The sequence below is a fragment of the Micromonospora sp. BQ11 genome (assembly GCF_052068135.1).
Classification (GTDB): domain Bacteria; phylum Actinomycetota; class Actinomycetes; order Mycobacteriales; family Micromonosporaceae; genus Micromonospora.
The window spans coordinates 250,443-274,263 of the sequence record NZ_JBQHDB010000003.1 but is presented as its reverse complement, the minus strand read 5'-3'; the positions used below and the strand labels follow the sequence as shown (position 1 = coordinate 274,263).

The window sequence follows — 23,821 nt, the reverse complement described above, 5'->3', positions numbered from 1 at the left end:
TCCTCCTTGTCTCGATCAGGAACCGGTGCGCGCTCCGGCCGTCGTGGTGTCGGCGGCCGTCGAACTGCACAGCACGAGCTGGGACAGTCCGGCGAGGGCGTGGTCGCGGCTGTCGAAGATCGGGAAGGCTACGTCCAGGCGCATGGTGTGCAGGACGGTGCGGATGAACCGCGACGGCGCGGCGAGGCAGAGCGTGACACCGCGCTCGCGGGCGTCGCGGTGGGCCCGCACGAGGAGGCCGAGGCTGGTGGAATCGATGACGTGCACGCGGCTCAGGTCGACCACGACGTGCCCGCCCATCTCGGCCGTGTGACGCAGCGCGGTGCGCAGTGTGTCACCGGTGTCGAGGTCGATGTCACCGGCAACGGTGACCACGGTCGCCTCGTCGAGGTGGTCGATGCCGAGGATGCCGCCGGGGCCGTGGCTGTCGCACGACGGGTGCGTGCGACCGGAGGGGGGCAGCAGGCTGCAGCTCGGGCACCGGTGCGGGCCGGTGGCGAACGGGGAGCCGCTCCAGCCGTGCTCCGCCACGAAGGTCCAGACGACCTCGGCGTCCGGGAGCACGCACGCGGGGGCCGTGATCGTGTCGCCGCAGGTGTCGCAGATCAGTGTCATCAGGTGGTCGTCGGGGACGACGGTCATGCTGCTGGTCCTTCCTGTGTCCGGTGTCCGGCCGCCGGGACGCCGGGCGGCGACGGCGCGAGGTCCGTGGTGATCGGCAGGACCTGGTCCAGGCGGGCGGTGTGCAGGATGCGTCGGATGCGGGGATTCGGGTCACGCACGACGAGGACCCCGTCGCTACGGGCCAGCCGCCGGTGCACGTCGAGCAGCAGGCCGATGGCGGCAGCGTCAATGTGCCGGCAGCTCGACAGGTCGACCACGACCTGCTCGGGATTCAGGGCCAGGAGCCGATCGAACACGGCTCCGGCCTCCGGCAGACAGGCCAGGTCGAGCTGGGTGACGCACACCTCCACCAGAGGAAGCGCGCATGGCGTCGGTCCCAGCGGCCCTGTCACGGTCGTACCCCTTTCCTCACCGACCTGGTCGTCCGCCACGGTGCCGGGCCCGCTTGGCGGTCATCGCGCGGATCCATGACAGTTGGGTGACAAATCCGCACGGCGGCGGTCACGATTGGCAAGGTGGCCGGTGGCCTGGGGATGATGCCGGTATGACGGCCGTACTGGTGATCGAGGACGACGACCGGATCCGCCTGGCGCTGCTGCTCGCACTCGAGGACGAGGGCTACGACGCTCTGGGCGCGGCCACCGCCGAGGAGGGCCTGCGCGCCCAGCGCCGCGACCCGGCCGACTACGTACTGGTCGACCTGATGCTGCCCGGCCTCGACGGCTTCGAGTGCATCCGGCAGCTCCGCCGTGACGACGACGTGCCGATCGTGGTGGTCAGCGCCCGCGACGACACCCATGACATCGTCGCCGCCCTCGAAGCTGGCGCCGACGACTACCTCGTCAAGCCGGTGGCGATCAAGGAACTGACCGCGCGGCTGCGCGCCCTGCGCCGCCGCGCCCGTACCGGGGTCGGAGGACCGGCGCCGGACCCGGTGCCCGTGCTGGCCTTCGGGGAGTTGGAGATCAGCCCGGACGCGGGGGAGGTACGCCGTGCCGGCCAGCCTGTCGCGGTGACCCGCACGGAATTCCGGTTGCTCTGCGAGCTGGCCGAACACGCCGGCCGGGTGCTGTCGCGCCAGCAGTTGCTGCAACGGGTCTGGGGGTACGACAGCGGCGACGAGCGGCTGGTCGACGTGCACGTCGGCCGGTTGCGGCAGAAGATCGAGCCGGACCCGGCAACCCCCCGACACCTGGTCACCCTGCGGGGTCTGGGTTACAAACTGCAGCGATGAGACGCCTCGGACTGCGTACCCGGGTCACCGCCGCGTTCGCCGTCGGCGCGCTCCTGCTCGCGGCTTCCATGGCCCTGGTCTCCTACGAGCTGACGCGCCGCTCCCTGATGGACGAGCGGGAGCGCACCGCCCTGCGCGCGGCCTACTTCGACGCCACCATCGTCCGTGCCGGGCTCGACACCGACACCCCCGACGTCGTGCAGGTGCTCCGGTCGCTGGACACGGGGGGTGTGCGCCGTCCCGTGCTGCACCTGAACGGCGAGTGGTACGCCCGGGACGCCGACCGCGGCACCAGCACCGCCATTCCCGCCGACCTGCGTCGCGTCGTCGCCGCCGGAGAGCCGGCGGTGCAGCGCGTACGCGTCGACGGCCAGACCGTCCTGGTGGTCGGCGTGCCGCTGTCCGCGACGGCGACGTACTTCGAGGTCAACTCCCTGCGGGAGCTGGAGCAGACGTTCCAGGTCCTGGCACTCGCCCTGACCACCGTCGCGGTCATGATCGCCGGATCCGGCGCCGCTCTCGGCTGGTACGCCACCCGGCACGGGCTGCGTCCGCTGACGGCGGTCGCCGACGCGGCGGAGAAGATCGCCGCGGGTGACTTCACCGCCCGGCTCGACCCGGCCACCGATCCCGACCTGACCCGTCTCTCCTCCTCGTTCAACCAGATGGTCGACCGGCTCGCCCACCGCATCGAGCGCGATCGCCGCTTCGCCGCCGACGTCAGTCACGAACTGCGCTCGCCGCTGCAGACCCTCGCCGCGGCGGCCAGCGTCCTGGCCCGTCGTCGGGAGCACCAGGACGAACGGACCGCCATCGCCGCCGGGCTCGTCGCCGACGAGATCGACCGTTTCCAGCGGCTCGTCAACGACCTGATCGACCTGGCCCGCAGCGACCAGCCCGCGCACCGGGCCCCGGTGGACGTGGTCGCGCTGGCCCGGGACGCCTGTCGGAACCTCGACCTGCCACCCTCGCTCGTCCACCTCGCACCGGAAGCCCCCCCGATGTGGCGGGTCGAGCGGCGGCGTGTCGCACAGATCCTGGTGAACCTGCTCGACAACGCGGTGACATACGGGGGCGGCCCGACGAGCCTCCTGCTCAGCCGTGCGGGTGGCGCCGGCGTCATCGAGGTCGAGGACGACGGCCCGGGCGTGCCCGTCGAGGACCGCGAGGTGATCTTCGACCGTTTCGTCCGCGGGCGAGCCGCCCACACCCGCGGAGCCGGCGACGGCACCGGCCTCGGCCTCGCGCTGGTCGCCCAGCACGCCGCCGCGCACACCGGGCAGGTCACTGTCGCCGACCGCCCCGGCGGAGGCGCCCGCTTCCGCGTCACTCTGCCGGACTCCCTGACATGAACCACCGCCACCTCGCCCTGTTGGTGCTTGCCGCGCTGGTGGCCGGCTGCGGCATCCCCACCGACGACAGGCCGCGTACGGTGCAGCCGCCGCGGGGACCGTTCCCCAGTTCCGCCACCGCCGATGCCGCGGCGCCGGCGGGCCCTGCCGTGGAGACCCTCTGCCTGGTCCGCGACGGTCGGATCATCCCCGTGGTCCGGCGTGTCGACCGCTCACCCACGGTCGAGGAGCAGCTGCGGCATCTGCTCGCCGGACCCACCACGGCCGAACGCGACACCGACCTGACCAGCGCGTTGCCGGGAGCGGTCAACGCCGCCGGTGCCACGGTGACCGGTACCCGGGCCCAGGTAGCGGTCGACGAACCCGACGAGGCGGCCGGCCGCAGCGACGACGTCCTCGCCTTCGGGCAGATCGTGTGCACCCTCACCAGTCGCGACGACGTCACCACCGTGGCCTTCGTTCGCGACGGCAGACCACTCGGCGTGCCCCGCGCCGACGGCTCACTGTCCGAGCAGCCGCTCGTCCGCGCCGACTACGCGCCACTGATCGCCCCACGTTGACCTCGGTGCGTACGGCGACGGAGGTCACGGCGGTGTGGCGACGTGACCGGCACGCGGGCCCAGGTCGCGGTTCCGCCTGGGGTCATGACAGTTGTGTGACATATCGGCCCGTACGCCGATCTTCGGTTTGCGCCCCGGTCGGCCCAGGGCACCAAGAGCCGCACTGACGACAACCCCTCGGAAGGGACGGCTCCCGTGGAAGTGACGGGCTTCTTCACCGCCATCATCATCGGCCTGATCATCGGGGCTCTCGGCCGGCTCGTGGTCCCCGGCCGACAGAACATCCCGATCTGGCTCACCCTGCTCATCGGTGTGGTCGCCGCTGTCCTCGGCACCCTCGTCGCGGGCGCCCTGGGCGTCGACGACACCCCCGGCGTCGACTGGATCGAACTGCTCCTCCAGGTCGTCTTCGCCGCGATCGGCGTATCCCTCGCGGCGGGTATCTACGGCCGCCGACGCCACTGAGCCTCTGCGGCAGGCCGCCTGCGGCACCGTCGCCGCCCCCGCACGCGCCGGTCGACACGACCGGCGTGTGCGGTCTCTGGCTCCGGTTCCCGCTGTGACGCTGGCGCCGTCGGCGGTTCAGCCCCTCGGCGTCGGGTCCGTCTCGCCGATTCTCGGTTCCAGGACCACGACCGCCGTCTGCGAGGATCGCAGGGCCGCGTAGGCGTCGAGGTTGGTGTCGATGTCACGCCAGCGGGCCCACAGCCGCGCCCGCTCGTCGCCTGTCGCGGCGCGAGCGCGTACCGGCCGCCGCTGCCCAGAGGGACGCCAACCCGGGTGGTCAGAGCGGGCCGGGCGTCTCCCGGCGCAGGGCGGCCTCGATGCGGTGCAGGGTGGTGGTCATGCCGGCGCGCAGGTGGGCGGCGCGGTCGCGGACGCCGACGGCGTCCTGAAGTTTGCGGACGATCGTCAGCTGCGGTGTCGCCCGGGTCATCGACTCGGTGATGCGGGTGCCGCCCTCCCCCTCCTCCAGCAGGTACCGCCAGGACGAGGAGGACGGCCAGTCGGTGGTGAAGGCGAACGTCCGCCCCGGTGTGGCCTCGGTGACGGTGGCGCTGATGCTCCATCGGTAGAACCGCCCGATCCGGTTGCGCCCGGTGAACCGGCGGCCCGGCTCGGTCCACCTGGCGGCGTAGGTCTCCGGACTCCACTCGCCCATCCTGGTGATGTCGCTGATCAGCGCGTAGACCCGGTCGGGGGGTGCGGGGACGGTGTGACTCACGGTCACCGCGAGCGCGGGATGCTCGGTGAGGTCGGCGATCAGCCGGCGAGCCAGCCGCACGGACGAGGCGGGGTTCTGCCCGGTGTAGAGGTTGCGGTCGACCGTGACGTGGGGCCGCAGCGGTATCCGGCCCTTGACGTACCGGGCGCCCCGGTCGACGAGCCGGTCCTCCAGGAGCCACGGCGCCTTGCGCGCGAACCGGTTGAGCAGCTCCTCGCGGTTGGACAGGGCGGTCAGGGTGTAGCCGGCGAACGGCCAGGTGCCGTCCTCGTCGCGCGCGGCCAGCAGCGCCGCGGGGGCGTGGCAGAGCAGCGCGAGCGGCCGGCCGGAACGCAGCCGGCGGGTGAGCAGTGCGCCGGAGACGGGGTCGACGGCCAGATCCTCCATCGGGCCGTGGCTGCCGGGGTAGAAGACCACGTCGTGGTCGTCGGGGTCCATCTCGGCCAGCACGCGGGGCCGGGTGAACGTGTCGGCGTGCGCGGCGAGGTGGCGGCGGTGGCGCCGGGTCCGCCAGGGACTGCCGGCGAGGGGACCGAGGCTGAGCGGGTCGACCGTCGGCGCGACGCCGCCGGGAGTCGCCACGGTGACCTGCCAACCGGCCTCGGTGAAGAGCCGGTGCGGCTCGACGAGTTCCTCGGCCCAGAAACCGGTGGGGTGTCGCGTGCCGTCGCGCAGCGTCCAGTGGTCGGCGGCCGAGACGACCATCAACACCGTACGCATCGCCGCACCTCCAGATCCGAACCAGGTGGTTCGGTATCAGGTCTACCATTCCCGGACGCCGATATCAAACCGTACGGTTCGGTTCGACCTCTGGTGGACGTGGCGGGTGACGGCCGGGCGGCCCTACGGCCCCGGACACACCAGGCGCTCGGCCGCACGACGGACCTCCGTGCGGGGATCCACCACCGGGCTGTCCTCGTTCGCGGCGACCTGATGCAGATCGACGGGCGCCATCAGCCAGGACGTGGCCACCGAGATCAACGTCGCCAGGAGGTGGTGTGGTTGCCACGCCGGATCGGCCAGGCCCGCCGCCTGCGCCTGACGCACGACCTCGATCTTGTGGCGGTAGGCCTTCAGGCGCCGCTCCGGCAGCGGGCCGGCCTGGCCGTGTTCGTGCAGCCACGCCCACACCGCGATCCGTTGCAGGTCGGGGCGGGCGGCGAAGGTGTCGTGCAGGCGCACCGTGTAGTCGACCAGGTCCGTGGTGATCGGTACGACCCGGGACAACTCCTCCAGGCCGACCTGCATCACCTCGTCGAAGAGCGCGTCCTTGTCGCCGAACCACGCGTAGATGCGTTCCTTGCTGGCCTTGGCCTGCGCGGCGATCCGGTTGACGCGGGCTCCGTCCACGCCGTGCAGGGCGAACTCCGCCATCGCCACCTGAACCACCCGCTGCCGGGTCTCCAGGCCCCGTGCCTGCGCAGCCCGAGACGTCATCCGGCCACGCTATCCCAGGCCACGTGCGCGGCCTGGCACGGCACAGCCGTCAGGGCCGGCGCGGCACCGGCTCGGCCAGAGCGCGTATCGGCCCGGGCAGTTGCACCATCGCGTCCTCGAACCGGGCGGCGACCTTGTCGTAGAAGCTCGGCCGGGCCATGCCGTCTCCTTCCGTCCGAGGCGGCGTGGCCACCCGCGCCGTCCGGCGGCGAACGCCCGGCCTTCCCGGGCGGACCGGCGGTCAACGGGGCTGCCGGGAGAAGTATTCGGGACGGCTCACCCAGGTCTCGCTGACGAACATGACGCCGGGCCGGTCGGTGAGCAGTTGCCGCAGGCCCGCGATGACGGACCCGGCCTGCTGGTCCGGCAGCACGGCGATGACCATGACCAGACCGGACCGGTCGTTGAAGATCAGCCGTCCCTCGTGGCTGCCGTGGTGTCCGAAGCCGGACACGCCGGAGAGGCTGGTCCAGCCGGTCACGTCGGCCGTGAGCAGGAGCTCACGAACCACCTCGGCGTCGGCGGCGCGGACCACCACCTCGATCTTGACCATGCGGGTGAGACCGAGCTCCTTCATCGATGACGTCCTTTCCTCGTGGCGGTCGTGTCCGGACAGTGGATCAGGCGGGAGCGGGTGCGAGCGCGGCGGCGGGCACGGTCGGCTCCGCCCCGGCGCCCGGTGCGGGAACCTCGCGCCAGGTGTCGCCGTCGCCGGGCTCCCACCAGACGTCGGTGCTCGGGTCGAGCACCGTGAGGTGGAGCCACGCGCCGTCGACGAGGTCCCGCAGCGCCGGGTTGCGCCGCAGGACGGCAGCCACCGTCGCGCACGGTGCCTGCACCACGGTGAGCAGCCGCAGCGGTTCGTGCACCAGGACGCTCCCGTCGCTGACCGACTGCCACGGCAGCCCGGTGCGCAGGTCTCCGCCGGAGCCGGAGAGCACGCCCAGCCCGTCACCGAGCACGCTGTGCACGGTCTTGTCCCCGGCACCGAACCGGGCGGGGTCCACGCTGGCGAAGTAGTACTGCATGTTGATCCACTGGGCCACCACCAGGGGGCCGGTGAGGATGGTCTCCAGGTTGGCGCCGTCCGGGTCGGTGGACCAGTCGTAGGAGTGCAGGAAGGCTCGGCAGTCGAGGTCCAGTCCGGTGGTCAGTGTCCGGGGGGCGGCGATGAACGCGGCGTTGCCGGCCAGCGCCCACTCCGGCCGGACCTGTGCCCAGTCCGCCGCCCGGGTGGGAACCGTCCGGGCCGCCGGGCGGCCGGGCAGGCGGGTGGCCCGCTCCCGCCGCAGCCGGGTCGACGCCGCCGTCAGCAGGAGGGACAGGTCCACGACCCTGTCCTGGTGCGTGGGCGGCACGCTGTCGGTGTCGTAGAGCCGTACCTCGTCGGTCACCGTGTCGTGCTCGGCGGCCAGGACGTGCGTGCCGCCGGGAATCCGGATGCCGCGCTCGGCCAGGCCCGCCCGCACCGCGGGGTCGTTGAGCATCGCGGCCACCATCCGCGCACTGACGCCGCCCCGGTTCCCGCCGCACGCGCCGCAGTCCAGCGCGGCCGCGTACGGGTTGTTGACGCTGCTGCCGCCGTGTCCGCACAGCAGCAGCAACGGCGCGAAGCCGTCGGTCAGGCCCATCGCCCGCAGGCTCGCCTCCGCGTAGTAGACCCGCTCGTCGAGCGTCAACGCCTGCGCCAGATCGGTCGCCCCGGGTGCCGGGCCCTCCGCGTCCTCGCGGAACCGCCACGGCGTCACGGCCCGGGCCAGCAGGGCACCGACGGCGACGACACCGGCGACCTCGACGAAGGCGAAGGCGCCGACCGGCTGGCTCTTGGCGGCGGCGACGGCTCGCCGCCAGCCCTGCCGCAGACGCCGGCGACGGGCCTCGGCGAGCCCGGGGTCCGGGTTGGTGACGGTGGCGACGGGTCGCATCAGGACCGGGCAGCGGTCCCGCCCGCCGGGGGCATCGGGCGACACCGTCCGGACCGGCAGGCCGAAGAAGCCGGCGAAGCCGAGCGTCTGCACCGGCCCCGCGCCTTCGAGGTGCCGGCGGAGTCCTTCGCTGCGGACGTCGATGCAGAACACCGCCTGCGCCAGCAGTGACCGGCTGTCCGCACCCACGGCGTGACCGGGACCTCGCGGCGCCGTCGTCCCGCCGGCCGCCCGACCCCGGTCGAGCTGGGCGCGAAGCCGCCGCTGGTAGGCGTGCTCGGCGGCGGCGAGCCACACCTCGGCCTGCCGCTGTGGGGGCATGCCGGACACCGCGTCCCGCAACACCGAGAACGCCGGGTCGGCAAGCGCGTCCAGGTCGGCGGCGGTCAGGCCGAGAACGGCGGCCAGTCGGGCAACCGGTAGGGCCGCGTCGAGGAGATCGGGCTCGTCGCCGTCGACCGGCACGTCGACCGCGTCGATCCGGCCGGGAACGCCGAGTCGCCGGCGGGCGAGGCTGTCGCCGAGCGCCACCTCGTACGCCAGCCGGATCGCCAGCAGTTCGACCAGGCTCATTCCGGGCCGGTCACTGGGGTGGGTCGACCACCAGCGGGCGTAGCCCGCCCAGCCGGGCGACCGGAGCGCAGACCGCGACAGGTAGGCCGACCACCGGGCGACGGGTACCCCCAACCGGTGCAACAGGACAGCGAGGGCATGCTCCGGCGTGTCCGGCAACCCGGCGACGAAGCTGTCGAACCCGGCCGCTCCCCGCATCCGGGGCAGGGCGTCGCCGCCCGCCGTCCGACGCCACTGCGACCAGCAGCCGTCGCCGTCGAGCCCGGGCAGCGGCCAGCGGGCGGACCGGTGACCGCAGTACGCCGCGCACCAGCCGGTCAGCAGGTCGTCCACCTCGTCGGTGAGCCGGCCGCCGAGCGACCGGTCCAACCGCTCGGTCAGGGTGGGCTCGGCACTCGCCCCGGCGCGGTCTGCGGTCCGGCCGAGCGGGGGCGCGGCGATCCGTTGTCGGACGACGGCGAGCAGCGGCGCGGGCGGCGGCGCCCCGTCGTGCACCGGCTGGACCAGCACCAGTTCACGCAGCTCCGCGGCGGTGAGCAGGCGACCGTCGGGAAGCAGCACGCTGGCGGTCGCCGGACGGGTGTCGGCCAGCGCGGCGGCTAGGTCGACCGCTTCGATGTCGCCGTCGCGCAGGCGCCGGCGGTACTCCTCGACGGGCAGGTGGGTGCGGGCGTCGACGGTGGCCCGCAGCCGGGCGGTGGCTGCCGGGAACGGCAGGCGTTCCAGTCCGGCCAGCGGGTTGACCGCCACGAACGTGTCGACGGGCCATGCCTGACCGACGAGTTCGGCGGCGTCGGCGGCGGCCGCGACAGCCACCGCGGCGTCCGTACCGGCGGTCCTGCCGGCCGGTGGGAGGGCGGCGGGGGCCGGGACGCGCGCTGCCCGCCACCATCGCCCGGTGTAGCCGTCCCGCCAGGCCCACCACCACAGCCGGATCGAGGGTCGCCGGGTGACGATCCACGTCAGGACCCCGACGGCTGCCAGGGCGCCCGCCGCCACGACGGCGGTGACCGGTGACACCGCGGACGGCAGGCCCAGCCAGGTGCCCGCCAGCCGGCCCAGTGCCAGGTAGGCCGCGCAGGCGGCGACGACCGCGGCGGCGACGGCGAGGGCGTGACGGCGGGCCATCATCCGGTCGGCCAGCGCCGCGCCCAGCGCCGCCGTCCCGGCGGCGACCACCAGCGCGGCGCTGAGCAGCCCGCCCGGGGACACTCCCAGGACCAGTTCGGTGACGCCCACGACCCCGAGCAGGACCGCGGCGGCCGGGACGAGCCGCCACCGGGGCGCGGGCCCGACCGGCCGCGGTGCCTCGGCGGCACGCAGGTGCGCGCGCACCGCGCCGCCGGCCGACAGGAACGCGTACGCCTTGAACACACCGTGCCCGACGAGGTGGACGGCGGCGAGCCCGAACGCGCCGAGACCGCACTGCGCCAGCATGAAGCCCATCTGCGCCACGGTGGACCGGGCCAGCGCCCCCTTGACGTCGGTGCGAACCGTGCCGAACAGCGTGCCGGCGGCTGCGGTCAGCAGACCCACCAGCAGCACCACGGTCATCAGGGCGGGCACCGCCAGGAACACGGGCGCGAGGACGATCAGCAGGAACCCGGCCACGTTCACCATTCCGGCGTGCAGGAACGCCGAGACGGGCGTCGGTGCGTCAAGCGTGCGGGGGAGCCAGCCGTGCAGCGGTACCTGGGCCGAGCGCACCATGCCGGCCGCCAGCAGCAGCAGGCCGGAGGTGGCCAGCAGGCCCACCGGCGCGTCGGGGGCGGCGGCGCGTACGGCGGCCAGGTCGACGGCCCCGACGCCGGCGGCGAGCAGCGCCAGGCCGGCCACCAGGGCCACGTCGCCGGCCAGGAAGAGGCGGCGGATCCGCCGGGTGCCGCGGCGCACCCTGGGCTGGTCGCGGTGGTGTCCGATCAGGCCGGTGAGGAGCCAGCCGGCGACGGTCCAACCGACGGCCAGTTGGACGAGGTTCGGCGCGGTCGCCATCACCAGGGTCGCCGCGGTCGCCCCGGCGACCCGGGTCTGGAATCCGGCCGCCGCCGGGTCGCCGTCGAGGTAGCGGCGGGCGTACCCGGAGACGACCGCGGCGATCCCGCAGACCAGCAGGGCGAAGAGCGCACCGAACCGGTCGATCCGTACGCCGAGGGTGACCGGTACCGCACCGGCCTCGACGCGCAGCACGACGCCGGTGACCGGGGGCCCGACCGAGGCGGCGACGACCAGCAGGAGTGCGGCGCCTGCCGCGACGGCGAGCAGTGGCGCCACGACCCGGGCGGCCCGCCGACCGTCCCGGGTCAGCAGGGCACTCGACGCCCCCAGTGCCGGCGCGGCGAGAGCCACGGTGATCAGTGCGATGGTCATGCCCACACCTCCAATGGGTGCACCATAGAACACGATTCAGAATTCCGGTATTGTGAGCCGTATGACGGTGGCGAGGAGGGGGCAGTCGATGCACGGTGCTAGTCAGCGCGGAAGACCTGCCGCCGATCCTCCGACGCGGGCTCTGGCCCTCCTGCGCGCCGGACACCGGCGCTACCGGGCCGGCGACCCGCCCACCGTGTCAACCTCCGGCGGCCCGGACACCGGGTTCGTCGCCGCGGTGCTCTCCTGTGCCGACCCGCAGACGCCCGCCGCCGCGGTGTTCGGCGGCCTCGACCTGTTCGGCGTGCGGACCGCCGGTCTCCGCCTGGGTCCGGCGGTCCTCGGAAGCCTCGAATACGCCGTCGACCACCTGCACGTGCCACTCGTGGTGGTGCTCGGCCACACCCGCTGCCGCCTCCCCGGCGCCGGCGGCCCCGCGCACGTGCGCGCCGCCGTCGCCGCGCTGCGGCACCGCTCGCGCCACCTGGACGCGGCCGTCACCGACGGCCGTTGCGCAGTCGTCGGCATGTGCTGGCACGACGGGCACGACCAGCTCAGCCGGGTGCTGTCCGGCCCGGTCCGCGTCCGCCGGCCCGCCGGCGTACGGCCGCCGTCGCGCCCGCTCGTGCCGAGCCGCTGACCCCCCGGGCCGCCGTCAGACGGATCACACCGTCACGGGTTGCAGGACGGGCAGCTCGCCGGATCAGCGGCGAACGGCCGCACCCGCTCCGCCCGCTGGTACGTGCACAGGCCGCAACCGGACACCCGCTCCGCGACCAGGTCCGTCTCCGTCCGGCAGGCCGAGCAGGGCAGGCCCGGACGGGCGGCGACCGGACCGAAGCCCGGTGCACCGCACCCGGGACACGCCGTGGCCATCCGCCGCGCGAGCCGGACACCCGCCTCGGCGATCACCGCCATCCGTCGCGGGTTGTGGTGCGCCCGCAGGTCGGCGGCCACCCGTGCCCGGCCGTCCCGGCTGGCCGCGCCGGCCGCCGCCACGGCCGCGAGCAGAGACCGTACGGTCACGATGCCCTTCGCCGGCAGTACCGGTGCACCCGGGGCCGGCACCGCCGGCACCACCGTCAGCGCATGTCCCGGAGTGCCGGTCCGCCGCGCGAACGCCAGCAGCTCGCCCCGGTCGGTCCCGTCGGTCAGCAGGTCCGCGTGGTTGCCGGCGACGCTCGACGCCGTCTCCAGCACCACCAACCCGAGCCGGTCGTCCAAGAGCACCACGTACTCCACCTGGAGGCTGTGCCAGGGCACGGCCGGGTGCGGACCGAAGCTGCCCTCGCTCGCCACGCCCACCGGGCAGTCGGCCGCGTCCATGCCCAACCGGGCCTTCGCCACCACCACCTGCGGCGCGGGACCCGGCCGTTCGACCTCCCCGGTGAACGTCCCCAACGCATCGGTGTCCACCGGGGGCACCCGCAGTCGCAGCCCGAGGTGACGGCGGAGCGGCGGACCGAGCGCCGCCCGCTTGCCGTGCCGCGTGGCCAGGCTTGCCACCACATCCCGGTACACCTGCGGAGCGTACGGGGACGGCGGATGCCCTCGCCGCCACTTCCTCCGCAGCGGGGCGGCCATGGTAGACATGCCGCGTGGAGGACCTGGTGCTGGACGCCGCCCGGGACTGCGTGCTGGCCTACGGGGTGCGCCGGACGACGTTGACGGACGTGGCGCGCCGGGCCGGGGTCTCCCGGATGACCGTCTACCGGCGTTGGCCCGACGTGCAGTCCCTGATCGGGGACCTGATGAGCCGGGAGTGGCACCAGGTGCTGGTGGCCACCGGCGAGGACGAGCACGACGGGCCGGCCCGGTCCCGCCTCGTGGCGCGGGTCACGGCCGGGGCGCGGCTGCTGCGGGAGCATCCACTGCTGTGCAAGATCCGGGACGTCGACCCGGAGGTGCTGCTGCCGTACCTCCTGGACCGGCGCGGCGGCGGCCAGGACGAGATGCTGCAGTTCCTCGCCACGGCGGTGACCGGCGGCCAGACCGACGGCTCCGTCCGGCCCGGCGACGCCGCGCTCCTGGCCCGCGCGGTCTACCTGACCACGCAGTCCTTCGTGCTCTCCGTCCGGACGGTCGCCGACGGCATGCCGGTCGCCGAGTTCGACCGTGAGCTGGCCCGGCTGGTCGACGGATACCTGCGCCCGGACTAGCCGGCGATGATCCGTAGCGCCCCGGGCCGTACCTCCACGTGCACCGTCCCTTCCCGGCAGACGGGGTCCCCGTCGCCGTACACGGCGACCGGACGGTCCGCGCGTACGGTGACCGCACTGCCGCGGTACGAGGTGACCTGCCGCAGCCGCACGTGCGAGCCGGTCCGCATCCGCCACAGGGCGATCGGGAACAGCAGCGGGCTGGCGTGCCGGATCACCACCACCTCCAGGGTCCCGTCGTCGGGCCGCGCCGCCGGGGCGACGTGGAGCCCGCCCCCGTAGTACCCGCAGTTCGCGGCGACGACGGTGTACGCGTGCACCTGCTCCGTCCGGCCGTCGACGGTGATCGTGTACCGGGTGCGGGGCCAGCGCAGCAGCGCGCGCAGCCCGGTGGTGGGATACACCAGCGACGCGGGCAGGCGGGACCGGTTGGCCAGTTCGTTGGCGGCGGCGTCGACGCCGGCGTAGACGCTTCCGACGATCGTCTGGCCCGCGACGCGCAGCACGTCCAACTGCCGGGGTCGACCGTGCAGCAGCAGGTCGGCGACCTCGGCGGGGGAGTGCGGCAGCTCGAGCTGACGGGCCAGGTCGTTGCCACGCCCGGCCGGGACGACGCCGAGCAGCCCTGCGGCGTCGACGACGGCACCGGCGAGGAGGCGGATGGTGCCGTCGCCGCCGGCGGCGACGACGACCTCGCCGGCGTCGACCGCCTCGGCCGCGCACCGGCGGGCCTGCTCAGGGGTCTGCGTGTACTCCACCCGGATCCGCGCGCCGGCGGCCCGCAGGTGGTGGGCCACCGGCATCACGCGGGACAGTCCCCGGCGCGCGGCCGGTCCGAGGATCACCGCGAAGGCGCGCACCTACGGCACCAGGATGCCGGGGTTGAGGATGCCGGCCGGATCCACGTGCCGCTTGACCGCCCGGAGCAGATCCACGGCGACGTCGCCGATCTCGGTGGCGTACCACGTCCGGTGGTCAGCGCCGACCCCGTGGTGGTGGGTGATGGTGGCGCCGGCGGCGACGATCGCGTCGGCGGCGGCCGCCTTCGCGGTGTGCCAACGGCCGATCGGATCCGGTCCCGGGGAGCAGATCACGGTGAAGTACAGCGAGGCGCCGGTCTCGTAGACGTGCGACACGTGACCCAGCACCAGCGCCCCGTCGGGCAGCGCGTCGAGAAGGGCCTGCCGGACGTGGTCGTGGACCTGCGGCAGCGTCGACCAGTACGCGGCGGTCTCCAGGGTCTCGGCGAACGCCCCGGCGTCCAGCAGCGCGTCGCGCAGGTACGGGGCGTCGAAGCGGTGCCGTGCCCACTGCTGTCCCGCCTCCGCTCCCAGCGGCACACCGCCGTGCGCGGCCAGCACGTCGGCGGCCGCCTCGGCGGTGGAACGGACGTCGGCGCCCTCGTACCCGGCAATCAGCAGGCACCCCCCGTCGGAGTGACCGGAGCCGGCCGCCCCGATCATCGTCTCCACCTCGTCGGAGAGCCGCAGCACCGTGGGTCGCGGCCCGTCCTGCGCCAACCGGCGTACGGCGTCCAGGCCGGCGGCGAACGACTCGAACCGCCAGCCCTCGTAATGGGACTGCGCCGGCAGGGGACGTACCCGCAGGGTGACGTCGGTGATGATGCCGAGCGTTCCCTCACTGCCCAGGAAGAGCTGCCGCAGGTCGGGGCCGGCGGCCGAGGCGGGCGCGCGACCGATCCGGAGGGTGCCGCGGGGCGTGGCGACCGTCAGTGCCGTCACCATGTCGTCGAAGCGGCCGTAGCCGGCCGAGGCCTGGCCGGAGGAGCGGGTGGCGGCGAAGCCGCCGATGGTCGCGTACTCGTAGGACTGGGGAACGTGGCCGAGCGTCAGCCCGTGCGCGGCGAGCAGTTGCGCGGCCCGCGGGGCGGGCAGCCCCGCCTGCAGGGTGGCGGTCCGGGACACCGGGTCGACGGCGAGGACCTGGTCGAGCCGGCCGAGGTCGACGGTCACATGCCGGGCTGCGGTCGGCGTGAGGCCACCCACGACGGAGGTGCCGCCACCGAAGGGGACGACCGCCACGCCGTGCGTGGAGCAGACGTCGAGCACGGCCACGACCTCGGCGTGGTCGGCCGGCCGGACCACCGCCTGCGGGGCGAGGGTGGGCCGGCCGTGCCGTTCGCGCAGCAGGTCCGGCGTCGACATCCCCGCCGCGTGCCGCGCCCGGGACCGTGCGGTGGTGGCCACGTGCTCGTCGCCGACCGCGCGCCGCAGCGCGTCGAGAACCGTGCCGTCGAGCGCACAGTCCGGCAGCACGACCTCGTCCAGCGGCACGGCCGGCGGTGGCGGTGCCAGGTCGAGCACCTGCGCCAGCAGTCGGCGCGCGCCGTCCGGCAGCTCCCGCGCCGCCTCCGGCGCTCCCCAACGGGCCCACCCGGTGCGCGACACTTCCCCTCGCTCATTCATGTGTGACAGAGTTACATCCAATGTCACTCAGAATCAAGGAGTACGGGTGAAGGCATCGCTGACCGGCACCCGCCGTGACCGTGACCTGGATGAGCTGGGCGCCGGCACGGCCGTCGACGTCCTCGTGGTCGGGCTGGGCGTCACCGGCGCCGGGGTGGCGCTCGACGCCGCCAGCCGCGGGTTGTCCGTGGTCGCCGTCGACGCCCACGACCTGGCGTACGGCACCTCCCGGTGGAGCTCCAAACTCGTGCACGGCGGGCTGCGCTACCTCGCCCACGGTGAGGTCGGCGTCGCCTACGAGAGCGCGGCCGAACGCCACCTGCTGCTGACCCGTACCGCCCCGCACCTCACACGGCCCCTGCCGATGCTGCTCCCGTCGACCGATTTCACCACCGGGTGGCAGGATCGCGCGGCGGCGGCGGGGTTGCGCGCCGGAGACCTGCTGCGTACCTGCGCCGGGACGTCCCGCAGAACCCTGCCGGGCACCCGCCGGCTCGGCGCGGCCGAGGCCGGCGCAATGGTGCCGGCGCTGCGCCGGTCCGGCCTGCGCGGGGCGCAGTTGTCCTGGGACGGCCAGCTCTGCGACGACGCCCGGCTCGTCGTCGGTCTCGCCCGCGCGGCGGCGGCCCACTCCGCCCGCATCCTGCCCCGGTGCCGGGCCGTCGACCTGCACCGCGACGGCGCCACCATCGAGGACACCCGCACCGGAGGCCGGCTGCACGTCTCCGCCCGCGCCGTGGTCAACGCCACCGGAGTGTGGGCGAGCGACCTCACCCCGCACGTCCGCCTACGCCCCTCGCGGGGCACGCACATCGTCCTGTCCGCCGCCCGGTTGGGCGGGCTCTGGACGGGGCTGACGGTCCCGGTGCCCGGTGAGTTCACCCGGTACGTCTTCGCCCTGCCCCAGACCGACGGCCTGGTCTACGCCGGCCTCACCGACGAGGCCGTGGAGGGACCCGTTCCCGACGTGCCGGAGCCCACCGAGGCCGACATCGCGTTCCTGCTCGACGTGCTCAACAGCGTCCTCGACGCGCCCCTGCGCCGCTCCGACGTCCTCGGCGCGTACGCCGGGCTCCGCCCGCTGCTGGCCGACGGCGACTCCCGGACCGCCGACATCTCCCGGCGGCACGCGGTGATCGACGACCCGGACGGCATCATCAGCGTGGTCGGCGGCAAGCTCACCACCTACCGTCGGATGGCGCAGGACGCCGTCGACACCGCGGTGCGCGCGCGTCGGCTCGCGGCCGGGCCCTGCCGTACCCGGCGGCTGCCGCTGCCCGGCGCCGCGAGCAGGGCGCGGTTGGCACGGGTGCCGGCGCCCCGCCGGCTCGTCCAGCGCTACGGCACCGAGGCGGTCGACGTCCTGGCCCAGGCCCCGGCCGACCTCCGCCGGCCGATCGGGCCGGACATCCCGGTCACCGGGGCCGAGCTGCTCTGGGCCGCCCGGCACGAACTCGCGCTCACCGTCGACGACCTGCTCGACCGGCGTACCCGCGTCGGGCTCGTCGCGGCGCACCGGGAGGCTGCGCTGCCTGTGGCGCGGGAGGTCCTGGCGCTGGCTGCGCGGGGGTGACGCGAGGTCCAGCGCGGAGGCGTCCGGTTCGGGACGCGCGCCGGAACGTGTCCCCGCGGCCGACCGACCACAGTGGGCAGAACATGAATCGACAACTCATGCCGGACTCCCACCCCCTGCCTCCGCCGACATGAATCATCAACGTCTTAGTGATATGCAGTTATTTGTCCGTTATAGGCGGTTAGGGTTATATCGCCTTCTCGACCGTCGGGAGGGGACTGAACGAGCAGAGGCAAGACGTGAATCTTTTCCGCCGAATCTCCGCCACCGGAGCGATGGCCGTCGCTGCCGGTGCGGTGGCGCTGTCCAGCACCGGCCCGGCGTTCGCCCAGCCGGGCGACGCGAGCGCCCGTGGCGTCGTGGTCGATCTGTCCGCCGCCGTGGCCGGCGTCCCGGTGATCACGGCCGACGCGGTCATCGGCAGCGCCGTCGCACCGGCCGGCGGTGGCACGGACACCGACACCGCCCTGGCGATCACCATCCCGGGCGCCTTGGGCGTGACCGCGTCGGGCACGGTCGTCGAGGTCACCGCAACCCGGGGCCCGACGGCCTCGTCGGCCAACGCGGAGATCGCCGACCTGGCCCTGGCCGTGCTCGGCACCCCGGTCATCGACGCCGAGGCGATCACCGCGGCGGTCGCCTGCCCGCAGACCGGCCCGCAGACGGCGGACACCACCTTCGTGGGGCTGGAGCTGTTCGGTGAGCCGATCGAACTCCTGCCCAACACCCCTGGTGTCACCGCCGGCACCGCCGTCGTCGTGCCCGGGCTGGTCGGCGCCACGTTGAACGCGACCCTGACCAACGTCGAGACCGTCACCGCGGACGATGCGGTCGCCATCGCCGTGCAGGCCACCCTGCGGTTGACGGGCACCGTCGTCGGTGGACCGCTGCTGGACGTCCCGGTGGGCACCGTCATCCTCGCCGAGGCGCGCTGCGAGCGTCCGCTCGGACCCTCCCCGACGCCGACCGTGACGCCCACCCAGCCCACGCCGACGCCCACGCAGCCGACCGGGGCCCCGACGCAGCCGACGGCCAGCCCCGACCCCATCCTTCCGGTGACCGGGAATGACTCGACCCGGCTGTGGTGGTTGTTCGGCATGGGCGCCGCGATGGTCGCCGTCGGTGGCGGCGGCATGCTGATCCTGCGCCGCAACAGGACCGCACTCGACGTCTGACACCGCCGTACACGCACGTGACGACGAGGGGTTTCCGGCCGACCAGGCCGGAAACCCCTCGCCCCTGTCCGCGCCCGCGTGCGACGACGTGCCGCTGACCGGCTCGCACCGGCCGGCGGCTCCGGCCCGCACCCTCAGCGATCCCGGACATTGATACATTTACATGTACTGCTCCTGCGTGTATGAAGGCTGCAAGCACGCCTTGGTGCTGGTTCCTCGGGAGGAGCGACGATGAAACATGCCCTGCGCCGCCTACGAACGGCGGCTGTCGCGCTCGGCGCCTGCACCCTCGGGCTGAGCCTGCTGTCGGTCCCCGCCGCCGAGGCGCACTCGGCTCGACCTCTCGCGCCGCAGTCGCAGCGGGCACCCGAGTCGGGTCAGTTCTCGGTGGAGGGCGTCCCCACGGTCGGTGAACTCCGCACCGTCGACGGCGCGCTGTCCCACGCCCGGAACGGCCGCACGCAGATCATCCGCCATCCCGGCGCGACGTACGTCAAGGTGCACTTCAGCGCACTGCGACTGGCTCACGGCGAGCACGTGACGGTGTCGAGCCCCGACGGCCGCGAGAGCTACCGTACGACCGCTACCTGAACCGGGCGACCGGCTCGGACTACACCACCGACGGACAGCCGGGCTTCTGGGCCATGTCGGTCCAGGGCGACACCGCGGTGGTGACGCTGCACAGCAACCGGGCCTCCCGGGGCAACGCCGCGACGATCGACCGGTTCTGGCGCGGCTACGACCGCACCGAGATCGCGCAGCACAACTTCTCCACGCAGTCCGTCTGCAGCACCGATGCCCGCCGCGACGTGGTCTGCTACCAGAGCAGCCACCCCAGCGAGTACGCGCAGGGCCGGGCGGTGGCGCGGCTGCTGATCAGCGGCGGTGGTCTGTGCACCACCTGGCGGGTCGGCAACACCAACCGCATGCTGACCAACAAGCACTGCTTCTCGACGCAGGCCGCCGTCAGCGGCAGTGAGATGCAGTTCAACTACCAGTGCGCCACCTGCGGCGGCGCGAACCCCGGGCCGGGCACCAAGGTCAGCGGTGCCACCCTCTACAAGGTGAGCAGCGGTGGATCCGGCGAACTGGACTACGCCCTGTACTCGGTGAACAACTTCGCCAGCATCCAGGGTTTCGGCACGCTGTACCTGGCGACGACCGCCACCAGCACCGGCACGCGGATGTACATCCCGGGGCACGGCGACGGCAGCCCGAAGCGACTGTCGATCTACGAGAACACCCAGGGCGGCACGACGTGCACCGTGAAGAACGCGAACTACAACACCTGGAACATCAGCTACAGCTGTGACACCTCCGGCGGCAACTCGGGCTCGCCGGTGCTCAACGCCAGCCACCGGGTGATCGCCCTGCACCACCTCGGCGGTTGTCCGTCCAACCAGGGCGCGAAGGCGCACCTCATCTACAACCAGATCGCCAGCCTGATCGACAACGGCTGACGACGACCGACGACGGGCCGCCATGGCGCGACACGCGCCCCCGGCGGCCCGTCGTCACCGCCGGTCGGTCACCGCGCTCGGTAGGGCGGTCAGCCGGACGCGTCGTCGTCGCGGCGTAGGCCGTCGAGGCCGTGCTGGATGAAGCGCAGGGCCCGGTCGAAGTGCGCGATGGTCAGCTCGGGGTGCTGCGTGTCCCGGTGGAACTGCTCGCCGGTCATGGCGGAGCGGTAGAGCGCGGCGACGGCGGCCGAGGCGACCATGTGGGGCGTGGGGTCCTGCGGGCGCTCGCCGAGGTCCACGGCGAGCGCCGCGGCGAGGGACCTCTCGATGCGTGCCATGACGGTGGTGCCGTGGGCGGCGACGGCGGGGATCTCCTCGCTGAGCTGGTCGAGCAGCCGGTCGGCGTCCTCGTCGATCGGCGCGGCGAGGAGGTCGTCCACCAGCCAGGCGCGGGTTTCCTCCAGTGCGCTCCCGCCGGTCGGCCGGGTGGCGAGCCGCTGCTCCAGACGCACGAACAGGGGTTCGAGGTGCTCGAAGAGCAGGGCCTCCTTGCTGTCGAAGTAGGTGAAGAACGTCCGCGGTGACACGTCGGCGGCGGCGGCGATCTCCGCGATGGTGGTGGCCGGGTAGCCCCTCTCGGTGAACAGGCGCAGCGCGGCCTGGTGCAGTGCGTGGCGCGTACGCGTCTTCTTCCGCTCACGGATGCCGGTCACGCGTCGCATCCTAATCCCCACTAAGGCGCACCTCTGCAAACTTGCAGTTGTGCAATACTAGTCCCGGAGTCGTTGCGTCCGGCGCGGCTCGGACGAGGGAGTGGGCGTGTCGGGACTGCTGTATCGGCTGGGTAGGGCCTGTGCAGGCCACGGATGGCGGGTGGTGGCGCTGTGGCTGGTGGTGTTGACCGCCATGGGTGCGGCGGTGGCCTCCGGCAGCACCCGTACGGCGGACGACTTCTCCCTGCCCGGCACGGAGGCGTTCGACGCCCTCGATCGGCTCGGCGCGGCCTTCCCGGGTGCCGACGGGACCAGCGCCCAGCTCGTGTTCGCCGCGCCGGCCGGGCAGGCGATCAGCAGTCCGCAGGACCGGCAGGTGGTCGCCGAGGCGGTCGCGGCCCTCGCCGCCGGGCCGCAGGTGGCATCGGTCGACGACCCCTTCGTCACGGGCGCGGTCTCGCCGGACGGTCGGATCGCGTACGCCTCGGTGCAGTACACGGTCGCGGTCGACGCCCTCGAACCGGCGGCGCGGGACGCGCTGTACGCGGCCGCGGACCAGGCGCGGGCGGCGGGCCTGACCGTGGAGGTCGGCGGCGAGGCGGCCATCGCCGCCGCCGAGATCGGCCTGACCAGTGAGATCATCGGCATGGCGATCGCGCTGATCGTCCTGCTGGTCACCCTCGGCACACTGGTCGCGGCCGGCCTGCCGCTGCTGACCGCGCTGGTCGGCATCGGGATCGGCCTGTTCGGGATCCTGCTGGTCGGCCGCGTCGTGGACCTGTCGTCCACCGCACCGATCCTCGCCCTGATGATCGGCCTCGCGGTCGGCGTCGACTACGCGCTGTTCGTGGTCTCCCGGCACCGCAGCCAGCTCGCCGCCGGGATGCCGGTGCGCGAGTCGATCGCCCGGGCCACCGCCACCGCCGGTGGAGCGGTCGTCTTCGCCGGGCTGACCGTGGTCGTCGCCCTGGCCGGTCTGTCCCTGATCGGCATCCCGTTCCTGACGGTGATGGGACTCGCCGCCGCCGCCACGGTCATGGTCGCGGTCCTGATCGCGGTGACCCTGCTACCCGGCCTGCTCGGTCTGCTCGGCCACCGCATCGACGCGGTCAGGGTCCGCCGCCGGCCGCTGCCGGTGCCGCCGCGCGACCGCACCGCCGGTGGCCGCTGGGTCCGGCTGGTGACCGCCCGTCCGGTCCTGACCCTGCTGGTCGGCATCCTCGCCCTGGGAGTCCTCGCGCTGCCGCTGACGTCCCTGCGCCTCGGCCTGCCCGGCAGCGAGTCCGCCTCCACCGAGCGCAGCGACCGCCGTGCCTACGACCTCGTCGCCGAGGGGTTCGGGCCGGGTGCCAACGGCCCCCTGGTCGTCCTCGTCGAAGCCGACCGCGACGTCGCCGTGACGGCCGAGGCCACCGCCCGCGAACTCGCGACGATCCCCGGCGTGGCGGCCGCGGTGCCGCCGGTCGTCGCCCCCGACGGCGCCACCGCCCTGCTCACCGTCATCCCCACCACCGGACCGGCCGACGAGGCCACGACCGAACTGGTCGAACGCATCCGCGCCCGAGCGGCCGGACTGGAGCAGCGGTACGACGCGACCGTCTCCGTCACGGGCACGACGGCGGCGAACATCGACCTGTCCGAGACCCTCTACTCCGCCCTACCCGTCTTCGTCCTCGTCATCGTCGGCCTCGCGCTGATCCTGTTGACCCTCGCCTTCCGCTCCGTCGTGGTCACCGTCAAGGCGATCCTCGGATTCCTGCTCACCATCGCCGCCACCGGCGGCGCGGTCGTCGCCGTCTTCCAGTGGGGGTGGCTCGCCGGCCCGCTCGGCGTCGACCAGGTCGGGCCCATCCTCAACTTCCTGCCGATCCTGCTCATCGGCATCCTGTTCGGCCTGGCGATGGACTACGAACTGTTCCTGGTCTCCCGCATGCGCGAGGAACATCTGCACGGCAATGACGCCCGCCACTCCGTACACCTGGGCTTCGCCCACGGCGCCCGGGTCGTCACCGCCGCCGCCCTGATCATGACCGCCGTCTTCGCCGGGTTCTTCCTCGCCGACGACCCCATCATCAAATCCATCGGCTTCGCCCTCACCGTCGGCGTCCTCATCGACGCCTTCGTCATCCGCATGACCCTCGTCCCCGCCGCCATGACCCTGCTCGCCGAACGCGCCTGGACCCTGCCCCGCTGGCTCGACCGCGCGCTGCCCCACCTCGACATCGAGGGCGGCACGCCGCACCCCGACCGGACCGTCGGCACCCCGACGTCTCCGACACCGACCGAGCCGGGGGAGGACTCCGTTTCGACGCCTCGACCCGTCACACCCCAGGGTGTCCGATGAGCGCCGCGCTGGTGGCGGGGCTGGCCGGGCTGGCAGCGCTCGACGCCCTCAACCCCGCCACCATCGCCGGGGTGGCACTGCTGCTGCTCGCTCCGCTGGCCCGGCCGGTGCGCGCCGCCGCCGCGTTCGTCGCCGGGGCCTACCTCACCGTCCTCGGCCTGGGTGTCCTGCTCTACTTCGGCGCCGACGCCGCCTCGGCAGCGGTCGGCGACGGTCTGCTCTGGCTGCGACGGGGAGCCTTCACCCTCGCCGCCATCGCCCTGGTCGTCGCCGGGATCCAGCGGCTGCGCACCCGCACCCGGGCGGCCGTCACCGTGCCGCGTTGGGTGAACCCGGTGACGGCGGCACCCCTCGGCGTCCTCATGACGGCGGCGGACCTGCCCAACGCGTTCCCGTACTTCGTCGCCGTCGAACGTCTCGTCAACGCCGACCTCGGCCCGCTCCCCGTGCTGCTGGCCCTGGCCGGCTACGCCCTCGTGTACTGCCTGCCCTGCCTCCTGCTGCTCCTGGCCGGCGCGGTCCGCGGCGACCGGGTACGCACCCGGTTGGAGACCGTCTACCAGCGGCTCGGCGCCGCCCGGGAGCGACCCCGCAGTCTCCCGGTCGCCGCCGCCTACCTCGCCGCCGGCGGCCTGGTGTTCACCCTGGTGGTCGCCACCTGAGGCGCTGGCGAC

General features: G+C 73.7%; 22 protein-coding genes and 1 pseudogene. 12 read left to right on the top strand and 11 right to left on the bottom strand.

The window, feature by feature from the left end:
• Positions 1 to 15 precede the first annotated feature (15 nt).
• A complete protein-coding gene (locus ACTMSW_RS08420; RefSeq protein ID WP_441179945.1) occupies positions 16 to 642 on the bottom strand; it encodes an STAS domain-containing protein in 627 nt (208 codons plus the stop codon).
• The gene (locus ACTMSW_RS08415) at positions 639 to 1,016 is read right to left on the bottom strand and encodes an STAS domain-containing protein (RefSeq protein WP_441179944.1); all 378 of its coding nucleotides are present in this window, start codon (positions 1,014 to 1,016) and stop codon (positions 639 to 641) included. The genes ACTMSW_RS08420 and ACTMSW_RS08415 overlap by 4 nt, the downstream gene beginning before the upstream one ends.
• 152 nt (positions 1,017 to 1,168) lie before the next feature.
• Here ACTMSW_RS08415 and ACTMSW_RS08410 point away from each other — a divergent pair, with 152 nt between their 5' ends.
• The 4 genes from ACTMSW_RS08410 to ACTMSW_RS08395 all read left to right on the top strand — a co-directional run bounded on the left by ACTMSW_RS08410 (position 1,169) and on the right by ACTMSW_RS08395 (position 4,235).
• Positions 1,169 to 1,858: a response regulator transcription factor gene (locus tag ACTMSW_RS08410; RefSeq protein WP_441179943.1), complete on the top strand. Its 690-nt coding sequence runs from the start codon at positions 1,169 to 1,171 to the stop codon at positions 1,856 to 1,858.
• Positions 1,855 to 3,210 (top strand): sensor histidine kinase, encoded by a 1,356-nt coding sequence (locus ACTMSW_RS08405; protein ID WP_441179942.1) that lies wholly within the window; start codon positions 1,855 to 1,857, stop codon positions 3,208 to 3,210. Before ACTMSW_RS08410 ends, ACTMSW_RS08405 begins: the two co-directional genes overlap by 4 nt.
• Complete coding sequence (locus ACTMSW_RS08400; RefSeq protein WP_441179941.1) at positions 3,207 to 3,770, top strand: GerMN domain-containing protein; 564 nt, start codon at positions 3,207 to 3,209, stop codon at positions 3,768 to 3,770. Before ACTMSW_RS08405 ends, ACTMSW_RS08400 begins: the two co-directional genes overlap by 4 nt.
• A gap of 195 nt (positions 3,771 to 3,965) precedes the next feature.
• Complete coding sequence (locus ACTMSW_RS08395; RefSeq protein WP_441179940.1) at positions 3,966 to 4,235, top strand: GlsB/YeaQ/YmgE family stress response membrane protein; 270 nt, start codon at positions 3,966 to 3,968, stop codon at positions 4,233 to 4,235.
• A 117-nt stretch (positions 4,236 to 4,352) separates the two neighbouring features.
• On the opposite strand, the pseudogene ACTMSW_RS08390 reads toward ACTMSW_RS08395, so the two are convergent.
• The 5 genes and pseudogenes from ACTMSW_RS08390 to ACTMSW_RS08370 form a co-directional block, all read right to left on the bottom strand.
• Positions 4,353 to 4,520: pseudogene (locus ACTMSW_RS08390) on the bottom strand (nitroreductase family deazaflavin-dependent oxidoreductase); the annotation flags it as partial.
• A gap of 34 nt (positions 4,521 to 4,554) precedes the next feature.
• Positions 4,555 to 5,715, bottom strand: coding sequence for an SRPBCC family protein (locus tag ACTMSW_RS08385; RefSeq protein ID WP_441179939.1), 1,161 nt, complete (start codon positions 5,713 to 5,715; stop codon positions 4,555 to 4,557).
• 123 nt (positions 5,716 to 5,838) lie between these two features.
• Positions 5,839 to 6,432: a TetR family transcriptional regulator gene (locus ACTMSW_RS08380; protein ID WP_441179938.1), complete on the bottom strand. Its 594-nt coding sequence runs from the start codon at positions 6,430 to 6,432 to the stop codon at positions 5,839 to 5,841.
• A gap of 241 nt (positions 6,433 to 6,673) precedes the next feature.
• Positions 6,674 to 7,009 carry a P-II family nitrogen regulator gene (locus tag ACTMSW_RS08375; protein WP_441179937.1) on the bottom strand — a complete coding sequence of 112 codons (336 nt, stop codon included), beginning with the start codon at positions 7,007 to 7,009 and terminating at the stop codon, positions 6,674 to 6,676.
• Positions 7,010 to 7,052: 43 nt separating this feature from the next.
• Positions 7,053 to 11,297 (bottom strand): putative inorganic carbon transporter subunit DabA, encoded by a 4,245-nt coding sequence (locus ACTMSW_RS08370; RefSeq protein WP_441179936.1) that lies wholly within the window; start codon positions 11,295 to 11,297, stop codon positions 7,053 to 7,055.
• An 88-nt stretch (positions 11,298 to 11,385) separates the two neighbouring features.
• On the opposite strand from ACTMSW_RS08370, the gene ACTMSW_RS08365 reads away from it, so the two are divergent.
• Complete coding sequence (locus ACTMSW_RS08365) at positions 11,386 to 11,937, top strand: carbonic anhydrase (RefSeq protein ID WP_441179935.1); 552 nt, start codon at positions 11,386 to 11,388, stop codon at positions 11,935 to 11,937.
• A gap of 32 nt (positions 11,938 to 11,969) precedes the next feature.
• Here ACTMSW_RS08365 and ACTMSW_RS08360 read toward each other — a convergent pair whose 3' ends face one another.
• Positions 11,970 to 12,818, bottom strand: coding sequence for a DUF6671 family protein (locus tag ACTMSW_RS08360; protein ID WP_441179934.1), 849 nt, complete (start codon positions 12,816 to 12,818; stop codon positions 11,970 to 11,972).
• Positions 12,819 to 12,895: 77 nt separating this feature from the next.
• On the opposite strand from ACTMSW_RS08360, the gene ACTMSW_RS08355 reads away from it, so the two are divergent.
• Positions 12,896 to 13,456 (top strand): TetR/AcrR family transcriptional regulator, encoded by a 561-nt coding sequence (locus ACTMSW_RS08355; RefSeq protein WP_441179933.1) that lies wholly within the window; start codon positions 12,896 to 12,898, stop codon positions 13,454 to 13,456.
• Here the strand turns inward: ACTMSW_RS08355 and ACTMSW_RS08350 are convergent.
• Both ACTMSW_RS08350 and ACTMSW_RS08345 read right to left on the bottom strand, forming a co-directional pair.
• Positions 13,453 to 14,316 carry a diacylglycerol/lipid kinase family protein gene (locus ACTMSW_RS08350; protein WP_441179932.1) on the bottom strand — a complete coding sequence of 288 codons (864 nt, stop codon included), beginning with the start codon at positions 14,314 to 14,316 and terminating at the stop codon, positions 13,453 to 13,455. The two genes, ACTMSW_RS08355 and ACTMSW_RS08350, sit on opposite strands and share 4 nt — an antisense overlap.
• Positions 14,317 to 15,882, bottom strand: a complete 1,566-nt coding sequence (locus ACTMSW_RS08345; protein WP_441179931.1) for an FAD-binding oxidoreductase — start codon at positions 15,880 to 15,882, stop codon at positions 14,317 to 14,319.
• A gap of 46 nt (positions 15,883 to 15,928) precedes the next feature.
• Between ACTMSW_RS08345 and ACTMSW_RS08340 the strand changes: the two genes are divergently transcribed.
• The 4 genes from ACTMSW_RS08340 to ACTMSW_RS08325 all read left to right on the top strand — a co-directional run bounded on the left by ACTMSW_RS08340 (position 15,929) and on the right by ACTMSW_RS08325 (position 20,090).
• Positions 15,929 to 17,455, top strand: a complete 1,527-nt coding sequence (locus ACTMSW_RS08340) for a glycerol-3-phosphate dehydrogenase/oxidase (protein ID WP_441179930.1) — start codon at positions 15,929 to 15,931, stop codon at positions 17,453 to 17,455.
• Between the two features lie 239 nt (positions 17,456 to 17,694).
• Positions 17,695 to 18,630, top strand: a complete 936-nt coding sequence (locus ACTMSW_RS08335; RefSeq protein WP_441179929.1) for a hypothetical protein — start codon at positions 17,695 to 17,697, stop codon at positions 18,628 to 18,630.
• Between the two features lie 231 nt (positions 18,631 to 18,861).
• The gene (locus ACTMSW_RS08330) at positions 18,862 to 19,221 is read left to right on the top strand and encodes a hypothetical protein (protein WP_441179928.1); all 360 of its coding nucleotides are present in this window, start codon (positions 18,862 to 18,864) and stop codon (positions 19,219 to 19,221) included.
• A gap of 53 nt (positions 19,222 to 19,274) precedes the next feature.
• Entirely contained in the window at positions 19,275 to 20,090 is an 816-nt protein-coding gene (locus ACTMSW_RS08325) for a trypsin-like serine peptidase (RefSeq protein ID WP_441179927.1), read from the top strand.
• Between the two features lie 89 nt (positions 20,091 to 20,179).
• On the opposite strand, the gene ACTMSW_RS08320 is transcribed toward ACTMSW_RS08325, so the two are convergent.
• Complete coding sequence (locus tag ACTMSW_RS08320; protein ID WP_441179926.1) at positions 20,180 to 20,803, bottom strand: TetR/AcrR family transcriptional regulator; 624 nt, start codon at positions 20,801 to 20,803, stop codon at positions 20,180 to 20,182.
• Between the two features lie 106 nt (positions 20,804 to 20,909).
• Here ACTMSW_RS08320 and ACTMSW_RS08315 point away from each other — a divergent pair, with 106 nt between their 5' ends.
• Entirely contained in the window at positions 20,910 to 23,147 is a 2,238-nt protein-coding gene (locus ACTMSW_RS08315; RefSeq protein WP_441179925.1) for an MMPL family transporter, read from the top strand.
• Positions 23,144 to 23,809, top strand: coding sequence for a GAP family protein (locus tag ACTMSW_RS08310; RefSeq protein ID WP_441179924.1), 666 nt, complete (start codon positions 23,144 to 23,146; stop codon positions 23,807 to 23,809). Before ACTMSW_RS08315 ends, ACTMSW_RS08310 begins: the two co-directional genes overlap by 4 nt.
• The last annotated feature ends 12 nt before the right edge of the window (positions 23,810 to 23,821 follow it).

Excerpts from the sequence above, each read along its gene's own strand:
- ACTMSW_RS08420 (WP_441179945.1), bottom strand. The coding sequence starts at position 642 with ATGACCGTCGTCCCCGACGACCACCTGATGACACTGATCTGCGACACC.
- ACTMSW_RS08410 (WP_441179943.1), top strand. The coding sequence starts at position 1,169 with ATGACGGCCGTACTGGTGATCGAGGACGACGACCGGATCCGCCTGGCG.
- ACTMSW_RS08405 (WP_441179942.1), top strand. The coding sequence starts at position 1,855 with ATGAGACGCCTCGGACTGCGTACCCGGGTCACCGCCGCGTTCGCCGTC.
- ACTMSW_RS08400 (WP_441179941.1), top strand. The coding sequence starts at position 3,207 with ATGAACCACCGCCACCTCGCCCTGTTGGTGCTTGCCGCGCTGGTGGCC.
- ACTMSW_RS08385 (WP_441179939.1), bottom strand. The coding sequence starts at position 5,715 with ATGCGTACGGTGTTGATGGTCGTCTCGGCCGCCGACCACTGGACGCTG.
- ACTMSW_RS08380 (WP_441179938.1), bottom strand. The coding sequence starts at position 6,432 with ATGACGTCTCGGGCTGCGCAGGCACGGGGCCTGGAGACCCGGCAGCGG.
- ACTMSW_RS08375 (WP_441179937.1), bottom strand. The coding sequence starts at position 7,009 with ATGAAGGAGCTCGGTCTCACCCGCATGGTCAAGATCGAGGTGGTGGTC.
- ACTMSW_RS08370 (WP_441179936.1), bottom strand. The coding sequence starts at position 11,297 with ATGACCATCGCACTGATCACCGTGGCTCTCGCCGCGCCGGCACTGGGG.
- ACTMSW_RS08365 (WP_441179935.1), top strand. The coding sequence starts at position 11,386 with ATGCACGGTGCTAGTCAGCGCGGAAGACCTGCCGCCGATCCTCCGACG.
- ACTMSW_RS08345 (WP_441179931.1), bottom strand. The coding sequence starts at position 15,882 with ATGAATGAGCGAGGGGAAGTGTCGCGCACCGGGTGGGCCCGTTGGGGA.
- ACTMSW_RS08330 (WP_441179928.1), top strand. The coding sequence starts at position 18,862 with ATGAAACATGCCCTGCGCCGCCTACGAACGGCGGCTGTCGCGCTCGGC.
- ACTMSW_RS08325 (WP_441179927.1), top strand. The coding sequence starts at position 19,275 with ATGTCGGTCCAGGGCGACACCGCGGTGGTGACGCTGCACAGCAACCGG.
- ACTMSW_RS08310 (WP_441179924.1), top strand. The coding sequence starts at position 23,144 with ATGAGCGCCGCGCTGGTGGCGGGGCTGGCCGGGCTGGCAGCGCTCGAC.